General features: G+C 71.9%; 26 protein-coding genes. 11 read left to right on the top strand and 15 right to left on the bottom strand.

What is annotated here, in order from left to right; all coding sequences use genetic code 11:
- Nucleotides 1-6: 6 nt before the first annotated feature.
- The 12 genes from paaI to CLV56_RS19025 form a co-directional block, all read right to left on the bottom strand.
- Nucleotides 7-483: a hydroxyphenylacetyl-CoA thioesterase PaaI gene (gene paaI, locus CLV56_RS18970; RefSeq protein ID WP_039365039.1), complete on the bottom strand. Its 477-nt coding sequence runs from the start codon at nt 481-483 to the stop codon at nt 7-9.
- Between the two features lie 4 nt (nt 484-487).
- Entirely contained in the window at nt 488-1,573 is a 1,086-nt protein-coding gene (gene paaE, locus CLV56_RS18975; RefSeq protein ID WP_039365036.1) for a 1,2-phenylacetyl-CoA epoxidase subunit PaaE, read from the bottom strand.
- 1 nt (nt 1,574) lies between these two features.
- Nucleotides 1,575-2,210: a 1,2-phenylacetyl-CoA epoxidase subunit PaaD gene (gene paaD, locus CLV56_RS18980; protein WP_100415444.1), complete on the bottom strand. Its 636-nt coding sequence runs from the start codon at nt 2,208-2,210 to the stop codon at nt 1,575-1,577.
- 2 nt (nt 2,211-2,212) lie between these two features.
- Nucleotides 2,213-3,142 (bottom strand): 1,2-phenylacetyl-CoA epoxidase subunit PaaC, encoded by a 930-nt coding sequence (gene paaC / locus CLV56_RS18985; protein ID WP_039365034.1) that lies wholly within the window; start codon nt 3,140-3,142, stop codon nt 2,213-2,215.
- A 37-nt stretch (nt 3,143-3,179) separates the two neighbouring features.
- Nucleotides 3,180-3,473: a 1,2-phenylacetyl-CoA epoxidase subunit PaaB gene (gene paaB / locus CLV56_RS18990; RefSeq protein WP_039365031.1), complete on the bottom strand. Its 294-nt coding sequence runs from the start codon at nt 3,471-3,473 to the stop codon at nt 3,180-3,182.
- Entirely contained in the window at nt 3,470-4,528 is a 1,059-nt protein-coding gene (paaA, locus tag CLV56_RS18995; RefSeq protein WP_100415445.1) for a 1,2-phenylacetyl-CoA epoxidase subunit PaaA, read from the bottom strand. The genes paaB and paaA overlap by 4 nt, the downstream gene beginning before the upstream one ends.
- Nucleotides 4,529-4,625: 97 nt before the next feature.
- Nucleotides 4,626-5,558 carry a PDR/VanB family oxidoreductase gene (locus CLV56_RS19000; RefSeq protein ID WP_039365028.1) on the bottom strand — a complete coding sequence of 311 codons (933 nt, stop codon included), beginning with the start codon at nt 5,556-5,558 and terminating at the stop codon, nt 4,626-4,628.
- Nucleotides 5,545-6,618 carry a Rieske 2Fe-2S domain-containing protein gene (locus CLV56_RS19005; protein ID WP_039365025.1) on the bottom strand — a complete coding sequence of 358 codons (1,074 nt, stop codon included), beginning with the start codon at nt 6,616-6,618 and terminating at the stop codon, nt 5,545-5,547. Before CLV56_RS19005 ends, CLV56_RS19000 begins: the two co-directional genes overlap by 14 nt.
- Nucleotides 6,619-6,641: 23 nt before the next feature.
- Nucleotides 6,642-7,424: an SDR family NAD(P)-dependent oxidoreductase gene (locus CLV56_RS19010; RefSeq protein ID WP_211288203.1), complete on the bottom strand. Its 783-nt coding sequence runs from the start codon at nt 7,422-7,424 to the stop codon at nt 6,642-6,644.
- A complete protein-coding gene (locus CLV56_RS19015) occupies nt 7,421-8,947 on the bottom strand; it encodes a C45 family autoproteolytic acyltransferase/hydrolase (RefSeq protein WP_039365022.1) in 1,527 nt (508 codons plus the stop codon). The genes CLV56_RS19010 and CLV56_RS19015 overlap by 4 nt, the downstream gene beginning before the upstream one ends.
- Entirely contained in the window at nt 8,944-9,789 is an 846-nt protein-coding gene (locus tag CLV56_RS19020) for a polysaccharide deacetylase family protein (RefSeq protein WP_100415447.1), read from the bottom strand. The genes CLV56_RS19015 and CLV56_RS19020 overlap by 4 nt, the downstream gene beginning before the upstream one ends.
- Nucleotides 9,786-11,288, bottom strand: a complete 1,503-nt coding sequence (locus tag CLV56_RS19025; protein WP_100415448.1) for an APC family permease — start codon at nt 11,286-11,288, stop codon at nt 9,786-9,788. Before CLV56_RS19025 ends, CLV56_RS19020 begins: the two co-directional genes overlap by 4 nt.
- A gap of 216 nt (nt 11,289-11,504) precedes the next feature.
- On the opposite strand from CLV56_RS19025, the gene CLV56_RS19030 reads away from it, so the two are divergent.
- Both CLV56_RS19030 and CLV56_RS19035 read left to right on the top strand, forming a co-directional pair.
- Nucleotides 11,505-11,966, top strand: a complete 462-nt coding sequence (locus CLV56_RS19030) for an Lrp/AsnC family transcriptional regulator (RefSeq protein WP_039365020.1) — start codon at nt 11,505-11,507, stop codon at nt 11,964-11,966.
- Nucleotides 11,967-12,045: 79 nt separating this feature from the next.
- Nucleotides 12,046-12,855 (top strand): adenylate cyclase, encoded by an 810-nt coding sequence (locus tag CLV56_RS19035; RefSeq protein WP_100415449.1) that lies wholly within the window; start codon nt 12,046-12,048, stop codon nt 12,853-12,855.
- Here the strand turns inward: CLV56_RS19035 and CLV56_RS19040 are convergent.
- The gene (locus tag CLV56_RS19040) at nt 12,849-13,157 is read right to left on the bottom strand and encodes a YrhK family protein (protein WP_039365018.1); all 309 of its coding nucleotides are present in this window, start codon (nt 13,155-13,157) and stop codon (nt 12,849-12,851) included. The two genes, CLV56_RS19035 and CLV56_RS19040, sit on opposite strands and share 7 nt — an antisense overlap.
- Nucleotides 13,158-13,288: 131 nt before the next feature.
- On the opposite strand from CLV56_RS19040, the gene CLV56_RS19045 reads away from it, so the two are divergent.
- The 8 genes from CLV56_RS19045 (at nt 13,289) to CLV56_RS19080 (ending at nt 18,273) form a co-directional block, all read left to right on the top strand.
- Nucleotides 13,289-13,720, top strand: a complete 432-nt coding sequence (locus CLV56_RS19045; RefSeq protein ID WP_039365015.1) for a YciI family protein — start codon at nt 13,289-13,291, stop codon at nt 13,718-13,720.
- 66 nt (nt 13,721-13,786) lie between these two features.
- Complete coding sequence (locus CLV56_RS19050) at nt 13,787-14,248, top strand: PPOX class F420-dependent oxidoreductase (RefSeq protein WP_039365013.1); 462 nt, start codon at nt 13,787-13,789, stop codon at nt 14,246-14,248.
- A gap of 62 nt (nt 14,249-14,310) precedes the next feature.
- A complete protein-coding gene (locus tag CLV56_RS19055) occupies nt 14,311-14,658 on the top strand; it encodes a DMT family transporter (RefSeq protein ID WP_039365009.1) in 348 nt (115 codons plus the stop codon).
- Nucleotides 14,658-14,975 carry a DMT family transporter gene (locus CLV56_RS19060; RefSeq protein ID WP_039365006.1) on the top strand — a complete coding sequence of 106 codons (318 nt, stop codon included), beginning with the start codon at nt 14,658-14,660 and terminating at the stop codon, nt 14,973-14,975. The genes CLV56_RS19055 and CLV56_RS19060 overlap by 1 nt, the downstream gene beginning before the upstream one ends.
- A gap of 110 nt (nt 14,976-15,085) precedes the next feature.
- Nucleotides 15,086-15,505, top strand: a complete 420-nt coding sequence (locus CLV56_RS19065; RefSeq protein ID WP_039365003.1) for a YciI family protein — start codon at nt 15,086-15,088, stop codon at nt 15,503-15,505.
- Nucleotides 15,506-15,520: 15 nt separating this feature from the next.
- On the top strand, nt 15,521-16,810 hold the full coding sequence (locus CLV56_RS19070; RefSeq protein WP_100415450.1) for an RNA polymerase sigma factor: 1,290 nt from the start codon (nt 15,521-15,523) through the stop codon (nt 16,808-16,810).
- Between the two features lie 25 nt (nt 16,811-16,835).
- Nucleotides 16,836-17,690 (top strand): alpha/beta fold hydrolase, encoded by an 855-nt coding sequence (locus tag CLV56_RS19075; RefSeq protein ID WP_039365114.1) that lies wholly within the window; start codon nt 16,836-16,838, stop codon nt 17,688-17,690.
- Nucleotides 17,683-18,273 (top strand): TetR-like C-terminal domain-containing protein, encoded by a 591-nt coding sequence (locus CLV56_RS19080; protein WP_039365001.1) that lies wholly within the window; start codon nt 17,683-17,685, stop codon nt 18,271-18,273. The genes CLV56_RS19075 and CLV56_RS19080 overlap by 8 nt, the downstream gene beginning before the upstream one ends.
- A 70-nt stretch (nt 18,274-18,343) precedes the next feature.
- On the opposite strand, the gene CLV56_RS19085 is transcribed toward CLV56_RS19080, so the two are convergent.
- Together CLV56_RS19085 and CLV56_RS19090 are read right to left on the bottom strand one after the other, a co-directional pair.
- Entirely contained in the window at nt 18,344-19,939 is a 1,596-nt protein-coding gene (locus tag CLV56_RS19085) for a M14 family metallopeptidase (protein ID WP_039364998.1), read from the bottom strand.
- A gap of 186 nt (nt 19,940-20,125) precedes the next feature.
- Nucleotides 20,126-20,872: an ABC transporter permease gene (locus CLV56_RS19090; RefSeq protein WP_157805228.1), complete on the bottom strand. Its 747-nt coding sequence runs from the start codon at nt 20,870-20,872 to the stop codon at nt 20,126-20,128.
- 70 nt (nt 20,873-20,942) lie between these two features.
- Here CLV56_RS19090 and CLV56_RS19095 point away from each other — a divergent pair, with 70 nt between their 5' ends.
- Entirely contained in the window at nt 20,943-23,054 is a 2,112-nt protein-coding gene (locus CLV56_RS19095) for an alkaline phosphatase family protein (RefSeq protein ID WP_100415452.1), read from the top strand.
- Nucleotides 23,055-23,063 lie beyond the last annotated feature (9 nt).

Genomic DNA, 23,063 nt, shown 5'->3' on the forward strand with positions numbered 1-23,063 from the left:
GGCCGGTCAGTCGCGCTCGAGCGCCGGGTTCGTCTGCGACGTCATCCTGCTGCGGCCGCGGAACACCGCGAGCACCGCGCCGTCGCGGTCCCGGACGACGTCCACGTCGTACAGCCCGCCTCTCCCCCGCACCACGACCTCGCGCGCTCGCGCCACCAGCAGGTCACCGCGCCGCGCGGGCTCGACGAACGTCACGTCGAACCCGGCCGCGAGCGTCACCATGCCGTGGGAGTTGCAGGCCAGCGCGAACGCCGAGTCGGCGACGGACGCCACCAGACCGCCGTGGCACAGGCCCCAGCCGTTCACCATGTCCTCGCGCACGAGCATCGAGACCGTCGCCGTGCCGGGACCGCACGCGACGATCTCCATACCGAGGGACCGGCTCGCGTGGTCCTCGGCCCACATCGCCGCGGCGCTCAGGCGAGCGACCTCCTCGGGGGTCGCCGGGGTGGCCGGCGGCGGCGACTGCGTCGGCTCGGTCATGGCGTCACGCGTCGAAGTCGACGGTCAGCTCGTCGCCGACGGGGTGGCTCTGGCAGGTCAGGACGAAGCCCGCGGCGAGCTCGTCGTCGTCCAGCGCATAGTTGCGTCGCATGTCCACCTCTCCGCCACACACCCGGGCACGGCACGTGCCGCACACCCCACCCTTGCACGCGAACGGGACATCGGTCCGCATCGTCTGCGCCGACTCCAGCACGGTTCGCGCCCGCGGCACGGTCGCGGTCGTACGGCGTCCGTCGAGCACGACGGTCACGGTGCTCGTCTCCCCCTCGAGCACCGGGTCCGGTCGGTGCAGCTCGGGCGGGGGCTCGTCGACGTAGAAGAGCTCGGAGTGGATCCGCTCCACGGCCACGCCACGGTCGCGCAGGGCCTCCCGGGCGTCGGTGATCATCCCGTACGGCCCGCACAACCACACGTGGTCGAGATCGCCGACGGGCACGAGCGCTCCCAGCAGGCGTCGGACGCGGTCGGCGTCGAGCCGTCCGGAGAACAGCTCGACGTCGCGCGGCTCGCGGGACAGCACGTGCACGATCTCGAACCGCGGCCCGTACGCGTCCTTCAGGTCGGCAAGCTCCTCCGCGAACATCACGGAGGCCGTCGTGCGGTTGCCGTAGAGCAGCGTGACGGAGGCCGAGGGGTTCGCGAGCAGCGTCGCCGCGATCGAGAGCACCGGCGTGATCCCGGACCCGGCGGCGATGCACAGGTGGCGCCCGTCGGCGTCCGGGTCGGCGCGGAACCGTCCGGTCGGCGTCTGCACCTCGACCATGTCCCCCGGCCGTACGTCGTGGCCCAGCCAGGCGGAGAACAGTCCGTCCGGGATCTCGCGAACGCCGATGCGCAGCGGCGCACCGACCCGGGCGCAGATCGAGTAGTCGCGCCGCTCCTCCACCCCGTCGACGAACCGCCGCACCGTGACCGACTGGCCGGCGTCGAACGCGTACGCGTCGGCGAGGTCGGCCGGCACGGCGAAGGTGACCGCGACCGCGTCCTCGGTGAGCCGTTCGACCCCAGCGACCTCGAGCGCGTGGAACCGTGCCCGGGTCGGGCTCGGCGCGGGAGTCGTCAGCGTCATCTCAGATCTCCTTGACGTGCTCGAAGGGCTCGGCGCACGCCGTGCAGCGGTAGACCGCGGTGCAGGGCGTCGGGCCGAACTCGCTCAGCACCTCGGTCTCGGCACTCCCGCACCGCGGGCACCGGAGCGTCCGGCGGGTCGGGGCGAGGGTCAGGGCGACGGGACCGGCGTCGGTTGCGCCCTCCCGTACGGGGCCGGGCGCCGACAGCCCGTGGGTCTCGAGCGCGCGTCGGCCGCGCTCGGTGATCCAGTCGCTCGACCACGGCGGGTCGAGCGCGACGTCGACCCGGACCTCGGCGAAGCCCGCACCGCGCAGCACGCGGACCAGGTCGTCGCGCATCGCGGCCATCGCCGGACAGCCGGAGTACGTCGGCGTGATCGTCGCGGTCACCGCCCCGTCGCCGTCGACGCGGACGTCGCGCAGGACGCCCAGGTCGGCGAGCGTGAGCATCGGCATCTCCGGATCGGTCACCGCCGCCGCGACGTCGTACGCGCGGCTGCGCGCCGGAGTCTCCCCCGCCGGTCGAGGCGCGGTCTCCCCCGCCGGTCGAGGCGCGGTCTCCCCCGCCTCCCCCGCCTCCCCCGCCGGTCGAGGCGCGAGCGAAGCGAGCGATCGAGACCCCCCGTACGCACCCATCCTCACCACCGCCCCGACGGGTGCGCCCGGGCGACCACCTGCATCTCCGCGAGCATCCGGCCGAGCGCCTCGGTGTGGATCCCGTCGCGGCCGGTGCGTCCGGCGACCGGCCCCGCCGGCGGGACCTCGGGCCGTACGAGCTCGGCTGCCGCGAGCACCTGCTCCAGCACCTCGTCGATCTCCGCACGGAGCTCCGCCGGGTCCACACCGAAGCCCTGCTCCGCCGCGACCCGCTCGACGTCGTGCGTGGCGGCCAGCTCCCCGGCGTACGCGAGGACCTGCGGCAGCGCCTCCGTGATCCGGCGTCGCGACTCGTCGGTGCCCTGTGCGAGCGTGACGCACCAGCGGGCGGCGTAGTCGCGGTGGTAGGTGACCTCCTTGACGCCCTTCGCCGCGATCGCCGCGAGGACCGGGTCGCCGGAGTCGCGCAGGCGCGCGAGCAGAGCCAGGCGGTACGTCGCGAAGACCATCAGGCGCACCATGGTGAGAGCGAAGTCGCCGTTCTCGGCCTCGACCAGGCGGACGTTGCGGAAGCCGTCGGCGTCGCGGAAGTAGGCGAGCGCATCCTCGGCCGGGACCGGTGACCCGTCGGGCAGCGCCGGAACGAGCGACGGATCGGCGGCGCTCGCCCGCGCGTACAGCAGGCGAGCCTGACCGAGCAGGTCGAGCGCGACGTTCGCGATCGCGATGTCCTCCTCCAGGTCCGGGGCGTTGCTGCACCACTGCGACAGCCGGTTGGCGTGGACGAGGGCGTCGTCGCCGAGCGCGAGGCAGTAGCGTCCGAGCGCTGTCGGGTCGACGCCGTCCGGGATCGTGCCCCCTCCGCCGATCGCCGCGAACGGGTCGTCGAAGTCCGTGCCGAACGCCCAGTGGCCGTCCTCACCGCCGGCGAGCAACCCGTCGTACGCGTTGCCGCTCGTCCTGCTGCTCATCCGTGCTCCTTCCCGTCCGCCCCGTCCACGAGAGGGGTCACATGTGGGGGACGTCGTCGCCGATGTCGTAGAACGTGGGGTGCCGGTAGACCTTGTCGTGGCTCGGTGCGAAGAACGGGTCCTTCTCGTCCGGGCTGGACGCCGCGATGGCGTCGGAGCGGACCACCCAGATGCTCACGCCCTCGTTGCGACGGGTGTAGACGTCGCGGGCGTGCCGCAGGGCCAGGTCGTCGTCGGGCGCGTGCAGGGACCCGACGTGCACGTGGTTCAGGCCCCGCTTGCCGCGGACGAACACCTCGTACAGCGGCCAGTCGCCGCGGATCTCGGTCATGGGCGGGCCTCCGGGTCTCGATCGTCGCTTCGCTCCGCCTCGACCAGCGGGGAGGAGACGCTTCGCTCCGCCTCGACCAGCGGGGAGGAGACGCTTCGCTCCGCCTCGACCAGCGTCCGCGCCGCGTAGGCCGTCGCCGCCTCGCGGACCCAGGCACCGTCGTCGTGCGCCCGGCGACGGTGCGCGATCCGCTGCGCGTTGCAGGGCCCGGCGCCGCTGATCACCGCGGCGAACTCGTCCCAGTCCGGCTGCCCGAAGTCGTAGTGCCCACGCTCGGCGTTCCACGCGAGCGCGGGGTCGGGCAGCGTGACACCGAGCGCCTCGGCCTGCGGGACGGTCATGTCGACGAACTTCTGCCGCAGGTCGTCGTTGGTGTCGCGCTTGATCCCCCACGCCATCGACTGCGCCGTGTTCGGCGAGGCGTCGTCGGGCGGGCCGAACATCATCAGCGACGGCCACCAGAACCGGTCCACCGACTCCTGCACCATCGACCGCTGCGCGTCGGTCCCGCGCATCATCGTGGCGAGCAGCTCGTAGCCCTGCCGCTGGTGGAACGACTCCTCCTTGCAGATCCGGATCATCGCCCGCCCGTAGGGCCCGTAGGAGGTGCGGCACAGCGGCACCTGGTTGCAGATCGCCGCGCCGTCGACGAGCCACCCGATCGTCCCGACGTCGGCGTACGAGAGCGTCGGGTAGTTGAAGATCGAGGAGTACTTCTGCCGTCCGGACATCAGCTTGTCGACCAGGTCCGCACGGGAGGCGCCGAGCGTCTCGCACGCCGCGTAGAGGTACAGGCCGTGGCCGGCTTCGTCCTGGACCTTGGCCAGCAGGATCGCCTTGCGCCGCAGCGAGGGGGCGCGGGTGATCCAGTTGCCCTCCGGCTGCATCCCGATGATCTCGGAGTGCGCGTGCTGCGCGACCTGGCGCACGACCGTGGCGCGGTACTTCTCCGGCATCCAGTCGCGTGGCTCGATCCGCTCGTGACGCGCGACCGTCGCGTCGAAGTGCGCCTGGAGCGCGTCGGTGTCACCCGTCTCCTGCACCGCAGTCGTCATCGTGTCCCTCCCGACCGGTCGCGAGAGTTACAGAACGATCGGTCAGTAAGAGTCTGGCACGCGATCCCGAGCGAAGCAATGCCCGATGCGCGGGGCCCTACGCGTCCAGGACGAGCTTCGGGCAGGCGCTCCGGGAGACGCAGGCCATCATCGTGGCGCCGGACTCCTGCTCGGCCGGCGTGAGGAGGTCGTCACGGTGGTCCACGGTCCCGGCGAGCACCTTGACCTCGCACGTCCCACAGATCCCCATCTCGCAGGACGACGGGTGGTCGACCCCAGCACGGCGGATCGCCTCGAGGACCGTCTCCTCCGACCCGACGAGGACGGACGTCCCCGTACGCGCGAGCTCGATCTCGAACGTGTCGCCGTCAGTCGCGACCAGCGCGGGAGCGGAGAACCGCTCGGTCCGCAGCACGTCGCCCCGCCCGGCCGACTCCAGCCGCGCGGCGAGGTCGTCGAGCATCCCTGCCGGCCCGCAGGCGTAGACCGCGGACTCGTGCGCGGAGGCGACGATCCCGTCCAGATCGAGCGTGCCCTCCACGCGCTCGACCCGGGGGCCGTACGCAACGAGCTCGGCCGTGAACGCGTGCCGTCCCGGCCGCGCCGCGTACACCAGGCGCCAGTCGCGACCGGCGGCCTCCGCAGCCGCGACCATCGGCAGGATCGGCGTGATCCCGATGCCCCCGGCGACGAACAGCACCGACCCGGCACCGTCGAGCGCGAAGTCGTGCCGCGGCGCCCCGACCAGCACCTCCGCGCCCGGGCGCAGCGCACGATGCACCTCGCACGAGCCCCCGCGACCGTCGACCACCTCGAGCACCGCGATCCGGTAGCGGCCGGGATCCGCCGGCTCGCCGCACAGCGAGTACTGCCGCACGGTGCCGGACGGAAGGTGGACGTCGACGTGCGCGCCGGGCTCCCAGGCCGCGACCGCGTCGCCGTCGAGCGGGACGAGGTCGTAGCTCGTGACGCCCGGCGCCTGCCAGCGGGCGACGTCCACCCGCATCGCACGGGGGTCAGGCCCGGACACGGCTCTGCTCCTGGGCCCGGTCGCCGACGTGGTCCGCCGCGCGGCCCTCGACCCGACGCATCAGGTCACCGAAGCAGCGCCGGTAGTTCAGGGTGAACAGGTCCGCGGGCACCGAGAACTCCTCGACCTCGTGGTCCCACGGGATCTCGCGCGGGTCGAGGTCCTCGACGATCGGGACGTCCTCGAGGTAGACCATCTCCTCGATCCGCAGGTTCTCCTCGAGGCTCGCGCCGCGGTAGTCGACGGCGTTCGCGACGGCCCAGAAGATCGTCACGTGGTCGTACGAGACCGGCGACGGGAACCCCGCGACCACCCGGACGCCGTACTTCTCGTAGTCGTAGGTGATCGACGCGAGCCCGGGTGCGATGCAGTGGTACTTCATCAGGCAGTCCCCGTCGCCGGCCCACTCCCCGGTGCCGGCGTTGAGCGGCCGGTACATCCACACGTCGAGCCCGTCGCGCTCCACGTCGAGCGGTTCGACGACCTCCGGGGTCGGCCCCATCGACACCTTGTGCACGAACGGGAAGTGGGCGACGTCCCGGAAGTTCTCGACGGTCACCCCGACGCCGACCGGCGAGTCGATCGGGTCCGCGGCGAGCCACTCGAGCTCGACCGCTTGCCACTCCTCCGGGTCGTACATGTCGCGGACCGGGTCCTCCAGGACGGTCCACACGTGCCCGAACCGCTCGACGGCCGGGTAGGTCGCGATCTTCGCCTTCGGCGGGATCTTCGCCTGGTCCGGCAGGGAGGGCACTCGGACGCACGCACCGTTCTCGGCCGCGAACTCCCACCCGTGGTAAGGGCACGCGATCGACGACTCCTTCGCCTCTCCGATCGACAGGTCGCCACCACGGTGCGGGCACCGCCGGGAGCTGACCCGTGCGGCGCCGCTGCCGTCGCGCCACACGACGAGCTTCTCGCCGAGCAGCGTCGCCTTCTGCGGAGTCGCGAGGTCGACCGACCGGGCCACCGGGAACCACGAGTGCCGCATCGCCTCCTCGGCGAGTTCACGCTTCGTGGCGGCGGGTGCGGTCGCGGTGCGTTCGGGTGCGATGGTCATGGGTGTGTCCTTTCTCCGGCGCGTCAGATCCCGACGCGCAGCGCCCCGCCGTTGACGGGGATGGTCTGGCCGGTGATGAAGCCGGCCGCGTCCGATGCGAGGAACGCGACGACGGCCGCGACCTCGTCGGGCTCACCGAGGCGGCCCAGCGGCACGGCGGCGACCTCGAGGTCGTACACGTCGTCGGGCACCATGCGCGTACGGACGGCGCCCGGGGCGATCGCGTTGACGAGCACCCGGTCGCCGATCAGCTCGTCGGCGAGCGCCTTCATCAGCCCGAGCTGGCCGGCCTTGGAGACCATGTAGCCGTACGAGTGGCCGTCGGGCACCTGTCCCCACTGCGACGAGACGAAGATGATCCGTCCGTGGACGCTCGCCCGCAGGATCGGCGCCGCCGCGCGGCTCAGCGCGTACGGGGCGGTGACGTTGACCGCGAGGTACCGCTCGAGGTCCTCCGCGGTCGTCTCCTCCAGCCGGCGCCAGTCGTGCGCGAGCCCGGCGTTGTGGACGAGGATGTCCAGACCGCCGAAGGTGTCGACCGTGACACGGACGAGCTCCTCGGCCGCACCCGCCCCGGTGACGTCGGCAGCGACCGCCCGCACGGGGTGCCCCCGCTCGGCGAGGTCCGCCGCCGTCTTCTCGACCTCGCTGTCGAGGTCGACCAGCACGACCGATGCGCCGCGCTCGGCGAGCAGCCTCGCGTGCGACGCCCCCATCCCTCGCGCGGCGCCCGTCACCAGCGCGACGCGACCGTCGAGCCGACCGCTGGTGTCGACGTCGAGCGGGGGCGCGGACGACACGGTCACGCCTCGGCCTGGTGCGGCTCGGTGACGTACAGCATGTTGCCGTCGGGGTCGAAGAACGGCCGGTACCGGTACCAGGTGCCGCTCGGGTGCTTCCACTCGATCCGCTCGTCGACCCACTCGACGTGGCCGTCGAGGGCGGCCTCGGCCGCGTCGAGGTCGTCGACCTCGAACGCCATCGAGTCGTAGCCCGGCGCGTTCTCCGGGTTCACCGCCGTACGGCGCGGTGCGTGCTCGCCGACCTCGGACTTGAACAGGTAGAGCGTCAGGTTGCCCAGGTCGATCGCCGCCCACTCCTCCTCCTTCTCGTACGGAAGGTGGAACGGCAGGCCGAGAAGTCCGTGGTAGAACGCCACGAGCCGGTCGACGTCGTGGGTCAGGATGTCCATGTTGTCGATGCGCTTCAGGTTCAGCGTGCTCATCGTGCTCTCCTCGTTCGGTGGTGCTGACAGAGATTCGTGGTGGGCGGGCAGCCGCGGATGGGTACACGGCCCGCCGGGCTCGGCGTCGAGCGTCCCCGCGCGCGGGTCGACGACGACGGTGGCGAGCGTGCGGTAGCGGGGCGTGTCCGGGCGCTGTTCGTCCGGGTGGCAGCACAGGCCGCCACCCCCGAGCAGGTGGCTGTCCATCGCGGCCAGGACGTCCGGGACGGCGACGCGGTCGCGCCCACCGAGCCGGCGACGCAGCAGGTCGAGCCGGACGACGGTGTCCGGGCCGGTGACGAGCTCGGTGTCGCGCCGCGCGGCCGGCTCGGTCAGGAAATGGTTCGTGTGCAGCAGGAGGCCGTGCTCGTCGGGGAAGGCGTACCCGATCCGATCCGGGTTGACCTCGACGCTGACGGCGGCCGCCTCGTCGCCGCGGGCGGAGACCAGGGTGAGCGACGACGACGCCGACACCGGGGCCGCGGCGAGCAGCGCGAGCGCCTGGTTCAGGTCGGTGCAACCGTCGAGCACCGAGCGCGCGAGCACGTGCACGGGCGCTCCGACCGGCCCGCCGTCGGCCTCGTGGTGCAGGATGTTGAACAGCACCCCCAGGCCGTCGGCGTTGACGCCGATCTTGCCGACGATCCCGAACTCCGTGAGCGTGCGCGTGACCCGCCCGTCGGGGTGCGGGATTTCCCAGACCAGCCACAGGTCGGCCAGCGACTCGAACCAGTCCCAGGCCTGCATCGCGACCGGGCCGTCCTCGTACAGCTTCACGACGGTCGAGCACTCGCCGCGCGTGACGGCTCCGCAGGCCGCGAGGATCTCGGTGCGCGCGTTGATCGCGGCGACCTCGGCGACGTCGCGGCCGGCGCCGGCCGCGATGCCTTCGATCTCCTCGGCGAGGTCGGTCGAGACCGCGCGGATCGCGACCAGCGCCTGTGCCCCCAGCGCGTGCACGTCGACCGTACGGCCGGCCACGTCGGCGAACAGCGCCGTGTAGGCGTCGACGCAGGCGCTGACCTCGCGGGCGTGCGCACGACCGAACTCCTCGCCCCGCTCGCGGGGTGGGAGGACGCTCGAGCGGAAGGTCCGCACGGTCATCGGTCCAGCCCCAGCAGCGGCCGCGTGTGCGCCGCCACCTCGTCGAGGCGCGCCCACCAGACGTCGTCGCGCTCAGCGATCCGCGCCACGACCGCCTCGAGCTCCGCGAGCCGGTACGGGCGCCCGATCACCTCGGGGTGCATCGTGAAGCTCGTGTGCCGGTGCTCCGCGACGGCGGAGTCGAACTCGGCGAGCCAGCTGCGGCGCATCTCGGCGGGATCGGCGACGTTGCCGCCCCCGTCGATGTTCCAGCCGTAGCGTGGCCAGTCGTCGAGCGACCAGTGCACCGGGATCTCGAGGATCTCGCGTCCGTCCCAGCTCTCGACGTACGGGCGGTCGTCGCCCATGCAGCTCGAGTCGTACCCGAACCCGCGGTCGACGAGCAGGTCGAACGTCTCCGGCGTGAGCTCCCAGGAGGTGGAGCGGTATCCGGTCACGTCGTCGGCTCCAGCCTTCGCGAGCGCCTCGAGGCCACGGTCGATCTCCTCGGTCTGCGCGGCCGCGTCCACGTGGTCGCTGCGCAGGTGCAGGTAGCCGTGGTGGGCGACCTCGTGCCCGCCGTCGAGGAGCCGGCGGACGAGGTCCGGGTGGGTCTCGGCGGTGTAGCCGGGGACGAAGAACGTCGCCGGGATGGCGTACCGGTCGAGCAGGTCGAGGATGCGCGGGACGCCGCGGACCACCCCGTACCGCCCCTCGGAGAGGATTGTCAGCCGACGGGCGTACTCCTCGCCCTCGCCGAGCCAGCCGGCCTCGGCGTCGACGTCGAAGGTGAGCGAGACGGCCACGTCCTTGCCGTGCGGCCAGGCCCAGTCCGACACGTCGGTGGTCGGTGCGGTGCTCATGCGTGCTCCTTCACGGTGTCGGTCTCGGGACCGGGGCCGGTCGCGGGCTCGTTCTCCACCAGGTCCGCGGTGACCTCGGAGACCGGCTCCTTCCACGCCCACTCCTGCTTGTCCTGCACGAGTCGGCGGTACGCGTAGAGCACGACCGACAGCGACAGGACGAGGACGCCGATGACGAGCTCGCGGGTGCCTCCGTAGCCGGTGATGTTGGCGCTCAGCGCACCGACGACGACGAGGACGGTGTCGACCACGGCGAGCACGCCGGCGACGTAGACCCACTGGCGGCCGAGCTTGATCGGCCGCTCGGCGTCGGGGAGGTCGCGACGCAGGTTCAGGAAGCCGGTCAGCGACAGCACGTGGCAGATCAGGTAGCCGAGGATGCCGGCGACGATCACGGCCAGCGCCTCGCCGACGAAGAGGATGAGGATCACGTTGACCACGAGGTCGAGCGACATCGCGCGACCGGGGACCTTGAAGCGGTTGAGCACGCCGAGCTGCTTGATCGTGAGACCTTCGAGCGCGCTGCCGTGGAGCACCCGGCCGCCGTCCGCGGTCGTCATGATCATGAGCAGCAGCAGTCCGGCGATCAGGCAGACCGTCATGATGATGTCGCCGCCGGGGAAGAGGCTCTCGAACGCCCCGAGGTAGAAGGTCACCGGGTTCTCGGCGACCTCGGCCTGGTCGACCATGCCGCCGACGCCGAACGGCACCAGCAGGTAGACGGCGACGACGAAGAGGCCGGCGAGGCGCAGGGCGATCCGGGTGTCGCGCACGGTGTCGCGGAACTCCGGGACGAAGGAGGCGACGGCCTCGATCCCGTAGACCGACCACGCCAGGACGAACATCCACGCGATGGCGGTCTGCCAGCCCGGGGCACCGCTGGCTGCGATGTCCCAGTGCATGTTCGACAGGGACCAGTCGCTGGAGATGATCGGCGCGAGCGCGAAGGCGATGATCGGGATCATCACGAGGACGCCGGTCGCGTACATCAGCCACATCGCCGGACGCATGCCGAGCACGTTCAGCGCCCAGCCGAGCACCAGCACGCCGAGCGCGACCATGTGCGGGAAGCCGATCTCCGCCAGTCCGGTCGAGAAGGTCCAGGTCTGGTCCGGGAACCACTCGGCCTGGACGAGCGTGCCGATCTGGAGTCCGTAGATCGCGAGCGAGCTGGACCACGCGAACCAGTAGCCGTACGTCGCGAGCGGACCGACGAGCGTGGATCGCGTGCGCCAGCCCTGGTGGGCGTACATCGAGATGCCGCCGACCTTGTCGGTGAACATGCCGGCCATCTCGGAGTAGATGTAGTTCTGCAGGCACGCGATCACCGCGACGGCGCCGAGCAGCGCGAGCGCCGTCCAGGCGCCGATGAAGCCGATCGCGTACCCCATCCCGATGAACAGTGCGGCCGGGATGGACAGGCTGATGGTGAAGCCGTCCCACCAGCGCAAGGTCTTCTCGTAGGCGTGATCGCCCGCGATGGCGTCGTGTGCGCTCATTCGCTCGTCCCCTTCGTGGACCGTTCCTCTGATCGTGACCACCCAGAGCAGCCTCGCCCTGCGCGTATGTGATTGGCAAGACACTAGGACTACGCATTGCGCAGCGCAAGGGTCTGCGCGAAGATATTTTGCGTGGTTCATGATCGAAACACTCGTGCAACGCGCGGAACGGGCGCCGCGGCCCCGCGCATCGCGCACGGCGATAGGGTGCGGAGCGTGGCAGAGCACGCACTGGATGAGCTCGATCGGGCGATCATCGGGGAGCTGGAGTCGGACGGGCGGCGCGCCTTCCGCGAGATCGCCCGCAACCTCGGTGCCTCGGAGGCGACCGTACGGGCCCGCGTGAAGCGACTGCAGGAGCTGAACGTCCTGCGCATCGTCGCCTTCGCCGACCCCGAGCAGCTCGGCGGGTCCCAGCTCAACCTGATGCTCGTCCGCGTGACCCCGAGCCGGCACCAGGCGGTCGTCGAGACCCTGACGGACCGCCCGGAGGTCACCTACCTCTCGACCCTCCTCGGGTCGCACGACCTGTGCATCGAGGTCTCCACGACGGACAACGCCGAGCTGTGGCAGTTCGTCCAGAAGCACGTGCAGACCCTCGACGGGGTGCAGGCAGTCGAGACGCTGCCGATCCTCAAGGTGCACAAGCTGCGCTACGCGAACATCGACCTGAGCTGAGCGCCCCGCCCCCGTACAACGGCCACCCCGTTCACCCGCCCGCGACCTACCGTGATCCCAGGGACGGCGAGGGGGAAGCATGAGCCAGGGCACCGAACGGGTCACGGACCCGACCGCACGAGCAGGACTGGACCCGGCGCAGCTCGCCGAGCTCCTCACGATCCTGCCGGACATGGACTCCGTCGAGCTCAAGCTCGCCGTGGACGACGCGCAGCGCCGGTCGGTGATCGCGGCGCTCGGGCTCGACCCGGTCGGCGCGCAGATCCGCGAGATCGTCTTCGTCGACACGCTCGACCTCGACCTCCTCGCGGCGGGGGTGATCCTGCGCGGCCGCCGGTCGATCGATCGCGCCGACGTCGTGGTCAAGCTGCGCCCCGTCGACCTGCGCACGGTCCCCGAGCACATCCACGGCCTGAAGCGGTTCAAGGTCGAGGTCGACGTGTCGCCGCAGGGCTTCTCGGCGTCGTGCTCCCTGCGGGCGAAGGTCTCGGGCGACCAGGTCCAGGCGCTCGTGACGGGAGGGCACAGCATCACCGACCTGTTCGACGCCCACCAGCAGGAGCTGCTCCGACCCCGGGTCGCCGACCTGGACCTGTCCCGACTGGTGCCGCTCGGCCCTGTCCCGGTGCTCAAGCGCGTGATCGAGCCGAAGGGGCTGGGTCACAGGCTCGTCGCCGAGATGTGGTTCCTGCCGGACGGGCGCCGCGCGCTCGAGCTGTCCACGCGCTGCACACCTGCCGAGGCATTCATGGTCGCGGCGGAGACGAAGGCCTTCCTCGGGACGAACGGTGTCGATCTTGCCGCGCCGCAGGCACCGAAGACGCGGACGGCGCTCGACGCGCTCGTCGCGGACCACAGGGCCGGTGACGCGGCGGCCGCAGGTCAGTAGTCCGCGCTGCCGCTGCCACCGCCGGCGAGCTCGGGGTGCAGCCTCTTGAGGTGGATCCGGCGCGCGAGCCGGATGCCGGGGCGGATCAGCATCTCGATGCTGCCGAGGACGAAGAGCGCCGTCCCGATCTCGGCCGTCGAGGAGAAGAAGAACAGCACGCTCCCGACGAGGAACCACACGCCGATCAGGATGTCGTTCGCGATGCTGAGGACCTCGTACCGGTCGCGGATCACCAGCTCGGCGTGACCGATGCGGAAGCCGACGGTCCCGTCGTCGGCGCTGGTTGGTCCGTCCGGGCTCATGCGCCCAGGGTAGGCAGCCGGAGCACCGCTCCGCTCGGTCGCCGCCCCGGGCAGAAGCCTGTTCGATCTGCCGCCGAGCCGCAGACGGGTGACGATGGTGAGGATCGACCTCGGTCGGACAAGGGACCGCCATGGCGAAGTACATGCTGATCATCCGGACCATCGACGACGTGCCGAGCGCCTCGGAGACCGTCGACCTCGACCAGCTCCTGGACGAGGTCGGCCGCTTCAACGACGCCCTGATCCGAGCAGGGGTCCTGCTGGCGGCGGAAGGGCTCGACCCCGATCCGGCCGAGAGCGTGGTGGTCGACTTCACCGGGGACGCGCCCGTCGTCGTGGACGGGCTGTACGGCCGCTCGGGTTCGCGGTTCAGCGGTTTCTACGTGCTCGCGGTCGCCGACCGCCAGGAGGCGGTGGAGTGGGCGAAGCGCATGCCGCGGACGAAGGGCGCGATGATCGAGATCCGGCGTGTCACGACGCTCGACGAGGTCGCGCAGGTCGCCGGCGACAACCGGTGGATCGCCGAGGAGCGAGCGTGGCGCGAGAGCACGGGACAGCTCTGAGCCGGGCGCGAGCGGGCGTGGCAGGATCGCTCCGAGACCGGCACCGAACCGACGCGGGAGGACCCGATGGCCCGTAGCATCGCGACCAGCACGACCGTCTCGATCGACGACCTCCTGGCGTTCGTACGACCGCGCCACCGCATGGTCCTGCTGACCGAACGGGCCGACGGCACGACGCAGGCGTCGCCGGTCACCGGCGGGGTGGACGACGAGGGCAGGGTCGTGATCTCCACCTATCCCGAGCGCGCCAAGGCCCGCAACGTACGAGCCCGTCCGCGCGCGAGCGTGGTGGTGCTGTCCGAGGAGTGGGACGGGCCGTGGGTCCAGGTCGACGGCGACGCCGAGGTCCTCGACGTCCCGGAGGCCCTGGACGCGTTCGTCGAGTACTTCCGGAACATCTCCGGCGAGCACCCCGACTGGGACGAGTACCGCCAGGCGATGCTCGACCAGGGCAAGGCGCTGGTCCGGATCACGCCGACGCGATGGGGACCGGTCGCCACCGGCGGATTCCCCGCGCGCCTGGCCTGATCCGCGCGACCGCGGCGTTCGAGCCCGCCAGCCTATACCGTCCGGCTGGTACAGTTCCTGCCGTGAAGAGCTGGCTCCTGCTCGGGACGGCGATCGGCTTGGAGGTGGCCGGTTCGCTGTCGCTCAGCGCCGGGCAGGACGCTCCGGCGTGGTACGTCGTGACCGTCGTCGGCTACCTCGGCGCGTTCGTCGGGCTGTGGCTGGTCCTGCGGACCGGGATGCCGCTCGGCGTTGCGTACGGCGTGTGGGGCGCGAGCGGAGTCGCCCTGACCGCACTCGGCGGCACCGTGCTGCTCGGCGACCCGTTCACGCTCACGATGGGGATCGGGATCGTCCTCGTCGCGCTCGGGATCCTCGCCATCGAGACCGGCTCCCGCTCCCGCCCGTCGCTCGAGCGGAGCGAGCCGTGATGTGGCTCGCGCTGCTCGGGGCGATCCTGGCCGAGGTCGGTGCGACCCTCTCCCTTCGGATGCTGGCCCACGGAAGACGGACGTGGATCGTCCCGGTGGTGGCCGGATACGCCGTCTCCTTCGGACTTCTCGCCCTGACCCTTCACCTCGGGCTGACGATCGGCGTCGCGTACGGCATCTGGACCGCGGTCGGCGTCGCGGTCACCGCGCTCGCGGGCCACGTCCTGTTCGGCGAGCCGCTGACCGCGCTGATGGGCCTCGGGATCGCGCTCGTCGCCGCCGGCGTGCTCTTCATCGAGGCCGGCGCGACGCACTGACCCCGAGACCAAGGAAGAATCCGGGTCGTCGTGTCGATCCGGGCGGACGCCGTTCGACCTCCGGGTGACGAGGGGTCGCACGGACCCCCGCGAACGTTAGGACTGGAACCATGGCCAAGTACATGCTGATCATGCGGGCCTCCGAGGACATGAGCGCATTCGAGGGACTCGACTTCGACCAGATCCTCGAGCAGGTCGGCCGCTTCAACGACGAGCTGATCCGGGCCGGTGTGCTCCTCGCCGCCGAGGGCCTGGACCCGGACCCGTCCGAGAGCATCGTCGTCGACTTCACCGGCGAGACGCCGGTCGTGACCGACGGACCCTACGGCGAGACGAAGGAGCTGTTCAACGGCTACTACGTGCTCGACGTCGCCACCAAGCAGGAGGCGGCCGAGTGGGCGAAGCGGATGCCGCTGACCGACGGCTCCCGGATCGAGGTCCGCCGGGTCACGACGATCGACGAGTTCCCCGCGGACAACGAGTGGATCGCCAAGGAGCGGGCTTGGCGGGAGAGCACCGGCCAGCTCTAGAGCGCCGGGTCGACGATGAGCGGGAGCGAGGCGAGGAGTGCCGTCGAGGCGGTGTGGCGGAAGTCGTCCGCCCGCATCGTCGGCGCTCTCGCCCGCTACACCGGCGACGTCGCCCTCGCCGAGGACGTCGCCCAGGAGGCGCTCGCCGAAGCACTCGTCGGCTGGGCGACCGGCGGCGTCCCCACGAACCCGGACGGCTGGCTGCTCGCGGTCGGGCGGCGGCGCGCGATCGACGCCTTCCGCAGGCGTGCCGGGCGCGACGAGCGGTATGCGGCGCTCGCCCGCGAGCTGGACGAGAGCGAGCCCGGCGTGGACGTGCTGTTCGACCCGGACGCCATCGACGACGACGTGCTCGCGCTGATCTTCACCGCGTGCCACCCCGTCCTCTCCAAGGAGGCGCGGATCGCCCTCACCCTGCGGGTGGTCGGCGGCCTGACAAGCGACGAGATCGCCAAGGCCTTCCTCGTCGGCACCCCGACCGTCCAGGCCAGGATCACGCGCGCGAAGAAGACGCTGGCCGCGGCGGGAGTGCGGTTCGCGGTCCCGCCGCCCGAGGAGCGCCGCGAACGGATCGGCTCGGTCCTCGGCGTCCTGTACCTCGTCTTCACCGAAGGGTCGTCGGCGTCGGGCAGCGAGACGTGGATCCGCAACGACCTCGCCGGGGAGGCGCTGCGCCTGGCTCGGATCCTGGCCCGGCTCGCACCGGACAACGAGACGTACGGGCTGCTCGCGCTGATGGAGCTGACCGCCGCCCGGTTCCCCGCACGGCTCGACCGCGACGGTCGCCCGGTGCTGCTGGAGGACCAGGACCGTCGCCGCTGGGACACCGGTGCGATCAGGCGCGGACAGGCTGCGCTCGCGCGGGCGATCGACGTCGGTCGCGGCCTGGGCCCGTACGGGCTGCAGGCGTCGATCGCGCAGTGCCACGCCGTCGCGCGCACCGTGGACGAGACGGACTGGGACCGGATCGTGAGTCTGTACGAGGCGCTCGGCCAGGTCGCGCCGTCACCGGTGGTCGACCTCAACCGGGCGGTCGCGGTGGCGATGGCGTCGGGGCCGACCCTGGGTCTGCAGGCGGTGGACGAGATCGTCGAGCGAGGCGATCTGACCTCCTCGCACCTGCTGCCGGCGGTCCGCGCGGAGATGCTGGCGCGCGCCGGCCGAGCGGCCGAGGCGCGCCGCGAGTACGAGCGCGCGGCCGAGATGTGTGCGAGCCCCGCCGAGCGGGCCGTCCTGGAGGACAAGCTCGCCGCGTTGGGGCGACCTCCCTCTGCGCCCTCCCGGCCACGCCGCCTTGAAAGTTAATGTCATTAGCCGTATGGTGATGGACATGAGCCAGAACGAGTCCACCACACTGCGGCGGCTCGCCCTGCCCGGGGGCGAGATCGCCTACACCGACACCGGGACGGGCCCGCTCGTCGTCGCCGTGCCCGGCATGGGCGACACCCGGGCGACGTACGAGCGGCTCGGGCCGCGGCTGGTCGAGGTCGGATACCGGGTCGTGGTCACCGACCTGCGCGGCCACGGCGACTCCGACACGACCTTCACGTCCTTCGGCGACGCTGTCACGGCGAGCGACCTCGTCGCGCTGCTCGAGCGCCTCGACGCCGGTCCGGCCGTGCTCATCGGCAGCTCGATGGGCGGATCCGCCGCCCTGATCGCTGCGGCCGACCGACCCGACCTGGTCCGCGGCGTCGTCCTGCTCGCCGGGTTCCTCCGCGAGTCGACGTCGCCGGCCACGGGCGCGCTCCTCCGGCTCGCCTACCGCATCCTCTTCGCACGGCCCTGGGGCGGCGCCTTCTGGGCGTGGTACGTCCGCAGCGCGCTGTCCAACGGGCGACCGACCCCGGGCCTCGACGAGCGGGTCGCCGGCCTGCGCGCCGCGTACCGCGATCCCGCACGCCTGCGCAGCCTGCGGCGGTTGGCGGTCTCGCTCGACCATCGCGAGGTCGAGCGGCGCCTCACCGACGTACGCGTGCCGGTGCTGGCGATCTACGGCAGCACCGACCCGGACTTCTCCGACGCCGACGCCGAGCTCGAGTACGCCCGGGAGACTCTCGGCGCCGACGGCCTGGTGCTGGACGGCGTCGGCCACTACCCGCAGCTGCAGGCCGTCGACGAGGTCGCGAGCGCCGTGCTCCCGTTCCTCGCACGCTCGACCGACCATCCGGACAACGATGCCTAGGGTCGGCCTCAACCGCCCTCGCGTCGTCGCGGTCGCGCTCGACGTCGTCGACGCCGGCGGGCCGCGCGGGTTCGACGACCTGACGCTGGCGTCCGTCGCGTCCGCAGCCGGCGTCAGCACTCCGAGCCTCTACAAGCACGTGGCCTCGCTGGCGGACCTGCGGCGCGACCTCGCCACCCACGCCGTCGCCGAGCTCACCCGGCTCACGAGCCGGGCGACCGTGGGACGCAGCGGTCCGGAGGCGATCCGGGCGCTCGCCGCGGCCATGCGCGACTACGGCCGCAGCCACCCCGGCCGGTACGCCGCGCTCCAGGTCGCAGCCGACCCCGACGATCCCGACGACGCGGCGCTCGGCGACGCCGGTCGCGACGCCGTGGCCGTGATCGCGGCGGTGCTGCGCGGTGCGGGCGTCTGCGAGGACCGGCTGATCGACGCGGTGCGGATCCTGCGGGCGGCCGTGCACGGATTCGTCCTGCTGGAGATCGGCGGCGGGTTCCGCCTGCCCGAGGACCTGGACGTCACGTTCGACGCGATGCTCGACGTGGTCGTCGCCGGTCTGGCGGTGCTCGACGCGGCGGAGTGACAGCAGTGCGGTGGATCCAGGGCAGCATGGGCCCCGGATCCACCGCACTGATGCGTGGCGTCTCCGGCCGCTACTTCCGCAGCACCAGCAGCTTCGTCGTCGTCGAGGACGGCGCGCTGGTCGGCGACCCGGCGTACGTCACCGTCAGCTCGTGGCGTCCACGCGACAGCGTGCTCGCATCGATCCTCACGGCCGCACGGCCCTTGAAGAGCGTGCCGTCGCCGATCTCCCGGCCGTCGACCTCGACGACGATCTCGCCGTCGGGCTTGGGCTTGCCCTGCACGTGCGCCAGCACGACCGTGTCGAGCCCGAAGACCGCGGGCAGTGCGGTCGCCTTCACCGTCGTGGGCTCACGGCAGGCGTCGAGCGCCGCCTCGACGGACTCCCCGACGTCGACGTTGACCGTCGTGCTGGCGGTGCGCCCGGTCGGCGACTCGCAGGTCAGCGTGTACGGCTCGGTCAGGTACTCCGTCTGCGGACCCTCCACACCGTTCTCGGTGTAGGCAGGCACCGGCCGGTACGAGGAGTTCACACCCCACGAGAACGTGCCGTCGTCCGCGGTGACCGTCATCGACGACTCGAGGTGCTCCTCGAACGACGTCGGCGCGACCGTCCCGTCGGCCTGCTCGTACGGGGACGTCCACATCGTGAAGTCCTTCGTCAGGGTCAGCTTCGACCCCTTCGGAGCCACACCCGTGATCGTCGCGTGCTCGGCCGGGTCCGCGGCGGTCGTGAACGCCTTCGTCATCGCCTCGGCGTGGTTGTCGTAGACGTCCAGCACCTCGGGACCGAACTCGTGACCCCGCGGACGCACGTCCGGGCAGGTCTCGGTGGTGATCGAGAGCCCGCGCGTCGCGTAGTACGCGTAGTCGATCGCCTCGCCGTTCGTCTCGTAGTCGTCAGCGGACGCGAGCGCGGAGTAGTCCGGTCCGTACGACGCGGCGACGTCGGCGGCGAGCGCGTGCAGTCGCGGGGTGTCCTGCGCGGGGCCGGCCGCCTTGAGCAGCGGCGGGTAGAGCACGACCTTGATGCAGGTGTGCTGGGTGTTGAACACCGTGCCCTGCGACGTCGAGAGGAGCCAGCGCATGTTCCGCGTCTCCGGCTCCGACCACGGCCCGGTGCCCGGACGCGACCGGTTCGCCCAGCCGAACCCGTAGTTGCGGTTCATGTCCACACCGGTGGCGACCTGGCGGGTGTCGGCGATCAGCCCGTCGACGTTGACCACCGGGACGACGACGAGGCGGGCGTCGTCGAGCAGCGACGCGTACGTCGGGCTGTCGGCGTTCTCGACGACCTCGATCGCGTACTCCATCGTGAGCTCGGCGCTCGCCCACTCGTTGCCGTGGTGGAGCCCGACGTCCACGAAGGCAGGCTTGTCGTCCGCGGTCGCGACGTCGGAGCTGATCACGAGCCCGTAGACCTCGCGACCCTGGGTCGTCTTCTCGGGCATCACGAACTTCTCGACCAGGTCGGGGTGCTCGGCGGCCAGCCGATCCATCTCGGCGACGTAGTCGTCCCAGGTGCGGAAGTCGGTGTTGCCGCTGGGCAGCGACGCTTCCTCCGCGGTCGCGACACTCGTCCCCGCGACCAGGCCCGGCGCCGTCAGCGCGACGACTCCGACGAGGGCGGCGAGCCAGCGGGCGGTGCCACGTTTCGTCGTTCTCATGATGTCTCCTCTCGATGAAACGTGGCAACAACCTAGAGGCCGTTGGTGTTGGCAACCAGTCGTCGACACGCAGGAGCGGTCTCGTATGCGAGACCCGAAACGGTGTCGTAATCGCGCGTAACCGGGGGTCCCACGATGCGAGACCGGCGCGTCCTCGGACCGGCGGCGCCCACAGACAGCCGGGCGTCAGCCCGGCGCGTACGCAGGGCGCTGCCGCCCGAGCGGACCCGCGAGCCCGAGCACCGTGGTCGACGCGGCGATGCTCTGCGCCGCCAGCAGCCCGACGAGCACGAGGGTCTGGACGAGCGCGGCCTCGTACGGCGACGCACCGCCGAGCAGCAGCCCGACGTACGCACCGGGAAGCGTCACGACGCCGGCCGCGCGCGTCTGGTCCAGACCCGGCGTCAGCGCCCGCGCCACCGCACGTGGGCCGAACTCGGCGACCGCCTGCCGCGGCATCAGCCCCAACGACACCCCGGCCTCGATCTCGCCCCACCGATCGGCCACGTCGTCGCGCAGCCGCTGCCCGGCCAGGGACGAGGCGACCATGGCGCCACCGATCACCTGTGCGGCGTACGGCACCACCAGCTCGGGCCCGCCGGGCAGGACGTCGAACGCGACGACGAGCGCGACGGTGACCGCCGAGCCGGCCGCGATCGCGCCGAGGACCACCGGATAGACCGCCGACCCGAGGGCGATGCGCCGCGTCGACGTCCACGCGGCAGCAGCCAGCATCACCACCAGCAGAGCGCCTGCGGCCGCCGGGTGCCGGAAGGCCCACGCGATGACCAACGAGATCAGGCTGAGCTGCGCGATCGCACGCAGCGTCGCGACGACGGCGTCCGCGCGCAGCCTCACGCCGGCCCGGGTCATCACCACGACCGTGACCGCCGTCAGCACGGCGAGCACGATCGCGAACCGCAGGAGATCCACGTCCACACGGTAGAGAACGACTGCGCGCGAGTACCGTACGCGCGCCGTCCGCGCGCAGTAGGGTTCCGACATGTCGACCGAACCGCCCCGGCCGAGACCGCGACGGCGACGCTTCGCACCGACGTGGGGCGACCTCGGACGCGCCGCCCTGGCTCTGCTCGGGGCGGCCGCCGGCCTCGAGATCGCCACCTGGATCGTCCCGGACTTCACCCTGCCGGACAACGTGTTCCTGGTCGCCGTGCTCGTGTTCGTCTGGGGCGTCGTCCTCCGGCCGGTCCTCGTCTGGCTCGCGGTGCTGATGGGCTGGTTCGGTGCCGCCCTGGTCGGGCTGTTCGGGCAGGCGATCATCATCATGGCCGCCACCTACGACCCGACCGACGGCGACTCGGTCAGCCTGCTCGGTGCGCTGCTCGCCTCGTGGATCGTCGCGGCCGTCTCCACGCTGCTGGTCTACCTGGCCACCGCGGGCACCTCCGACGCCGTGACCGCGTCGGTCCTGCGGCGAGCACGGCGACGCCCGGTGACCGTCGACGACCCCGAGGTCGCCGGCATCGTCTTCGTCCAGATCGACGGCTTTCCCTACCCGGTGCTCGAGTCGGCCGTGCGCGGCGGCACCCTCCCGACGCTGTCGCGCTGGATCCGCAGCGGCGAGTACGTGATGGCGGAGTGGCGCCCGAAGCTCCCGGCGACGACGCCTGCCAGCCAGATGGGCATCCTGCACGGCACGATCGACGGCATCCCGGCCTTCCGGTGGATCGAGCGGGCCGAGGGACGGACGTACGTCGCGAACAAGCCGGCCGACGCGGCCGTGATCGAGGCCCGGCACAGCAACGGCCGCGGGCTGCTCGCCGACGACGGGGTGTCGGTCAGCAACCTGTTCACCGGCGACGCCCCGACGGCGTACGCGACGATGAGCGCGATCGAGCGGACCCAGGAGACCCGGGAGACCCGGCTCGCCCTGTCGCGCTACCTCGCCAGCCCGGCCGGCATGGCCCGCGGCATCCCGCGTGTCCTCACCGAGGTGGTGCGGGAGTGGTTCCAGGCGTCGCAGGCGGTTCGCCGCGACATCCGACCGCGGGTGCACCGCGGGTGGAGCTTCACCGTCGAACGGGCCGGGCTCACCGGTGTGATGCGTGACCTGAACACCGCCCTCGTCGCCGACTCGATGCTGAAGGGCCGGCGCGCGATCTACGTGGACTACGTGGACTACGACGCGATCGCGCACCACGCCGGGATCCTCCGTCCGGAGTCGCTGGCGGCCCTGGTCGACATCGACGCGGTGCTCGCGCAGCTCGAGCAGATCTGCGAGGTGACGCCGCGCCCGTACCACCTCGTCGTGCTGTCCGACCACGGCCAGTCGCAGGGCGAGGTGTTCGCCGACCGCTACGGCGAGGACCTGGCGGCGCTGGTCGCACGCCTCGCCGGGACGGAGACGTCGGGGACGGCGGAGAGCCACGAGGGCGTCAGCTCGCTGAACTCCGTGGTCGCCGGATCGAGCAGCGACGACAGCGTGCTCGGTCGCGCGCTGCAGCGGACCTCCGACCGGATCGCCGCCAGCGTCGAGGAGGAGCCCGAGGCCGCAGCGGACTCCCCGACGGACCACGACCCCGGCACCCACGACGGGTTCGTGGTGTTCGGCTCCGGCAACCTCGGTCTCGTCTACGTCGCGGACCAGCCGCGACGGATCGTGCGGGAGGAGCTCGACCAGTGGTTCCCGGACCTGGTGCCCGGGCTCGCCGCCCACCCCGGGGTCGCGTTCGTGGTCGTCGACTCGCGTGAGGACGGGCCGGTGGTGATCGGGGCCGACGGGGAGCACCACCTCGTGTCGGGGACCGTCCACGGAACGGATCCGCTGGCTCCCTTCGGTCCGCACGCTCCCGGGTTCGTGCTGCGAGCGGCACGGATGCCGCAGGCCCCCGACCTGTACGTCAACAGCCTGCTGGACGACCTCGGCGAGGTCGCCGCGTTCGAAGGGCTGGTCGGCTGCCACGGCGGGCTCGGCGGATGGCAGGACCGAGCGGTCCTGGTGCACCCCGCCGGGTTCGAGGCGCCGGAGGAGATGGTCGTCGGGGCCGACGCGATGCACCGGGTCCTGGTCGAGTGGCTCGAACGGCTCGGCCACCGGCGCGACCTGCGCGAGGGGCCGCCCGCCGATCAGGACCGCGCCGCGGAACCGACCTGACGCGCTCCG

It is taken from the genome of Mumia flava (assembly GCF_002797495.1).
Lineage (GTDB): Bacteria > Actinomycetota > Actinomycetes > Propionibacteriales > Nocardioidaceae > Mumia > Mumia flava.

Bases quoted from the DNA above. Each gene is read 5' to 3' on its own strand.
- paaC (WP_039365034.1), bottom strand. From the start codon at position 3,142: ATGAGCAGCAGGACGAGCGGCAACGCGTACGACGGGTTGCTCGCCGGC.
- CLV56_RS19045 (WP_039365015.1), top strand. From the start codon at position 13,289: ATGGCGAAGTACATGCTGATCATCCGGACCATCGACGACGTGCCGAGC.
- CLV56_RS19060 (WP_039365006.1), top strand. From the start codon at position 14,658: ATGTGGCTCGCGCTGCTCGGGGCGATCCTGGCCGAGGTCGGTGCGACC.
- CLV56_RS19035 (WP_100415449.1), top strand. From the start codon at position 12,046: ATGAGCCAGGGCACCGAACGGGTCACGGACCCGACCGCACGAGCAGGA.
- CLV56_RS19040 (WP_039365018.1), bottom strand. From the start codon at position 13,157: ATGAGCCCGGACGGACCAACCAGCGCCGACGACGGGACCGTCGGCTTC.
- paaI (WP_039365039.1), bottom strand. From the start codon at position 483: ATGACCGAGCCGACGCAGTCGCCGCCGCCGGCCACCCCGGCGACCCCC.
- CLV56_RS19020 (WP_100415447.1), bottom strand. From the start codon at position 9,789: ATGAGCACCGCACCGACCACCGACGTGTCGGACTGGGCCTGGCCGCAC.
- CLV56_RS19070 (WP_100415450.1), top strand. From the start codon at position 15,521: ATGAGCGGGAGCGAGGCGAGGAGTGCCGTCGAGGCGGTGTGGCGGAAG.
- CLV56_RS19025 (WP_100415448.1), bottom strand. From the start codon at position 11,288: ATGAGCGCACACGACGCCATCGCGGGCGATCACGCCTACGAGAAGACC.
- CLV56_RS19095 (WP_100415452.1), top strand. From the start codon at position 20,943: ATGTCGACCGAACCGCCCCGGCCGAGACCGCGACGGCGACGCTTCGCA.
- CLV56_RS19005 (WP_039365025.1), bottom strand. From the start codon at position 6,618: ATGACCATCGCACCCGAACGCACCGCGACCGCACCCGCCGCCACGAAG.
- CLV56_RS19050 (WP_039365013.1), top strand. From the start codon at position 13,787: ATGGCCCGTAGCATCGCGACCAGCACGACCGTCTCGATCGACGACCTC.
- CLV56_RS19075 (WP_039365114.1), top strand. From the start codon at position 16,836: ATGAGCCAGAACGAGTCCACCACACTGCGGCGGCTCGCCCTGCCCGGG.
- paaA (WP_100415445.1), bottom strand. From the start codon at position 4,528: ATGACGACTGCGGTGCAGGAGACGGGTGACACCGACGCGCTCCAGGCG.
- CLV56_RS19085 (WP_039364998.1), bottom strand. From the start codon at position 19,939: ATGAGAACGACGAAACGTGGCACCGCCCGCTGGCTCGCCGCCCTCGTC.
- paaD (WP_100415444.1), bottom strand. From the start codon at position 2,210: ATGGGTGCGTACGGGGGGTCTCGATCGCTCGCTTCGCTCGCGCCTCGA.
- paaE (WP_039365036.1), bottom strand. From the start codon at position 1,573: ATGACGCTGACGACTCCCGCGCCGAGCCCGACCCGGGCACGGTTCCAC.
- CLV56_RS19015 (WP_039365022.1), bottom strand. From the start codon at position 8,947: ATGACCGTGCGGACCTTCCGCTCGAGCGTCCTCCCACCCCGCGAGCGG.
- CLV56_RS19080 (WP_039365001.1), top strand. From the start codon at position 17,683: ATGCCTAGGGTCGGCCTCAACCGCCCTCGCGTCGTCGCGGTCGCGCTC.
- paaB (WP_039365031.1), bottom strand. From the start codon at position 3,473: ATGACCGAGATCCGCGGCGACTGGCCGCTGTACGAGGTGTTCGTCCGC.
- CLV56_RS19065 (WP_039365003.1), top strand. From the start codon at position 15,086: ATGGCCAAGTACATGCTGATCATGCGGGCCTCCGAGGACATGAGCGCA.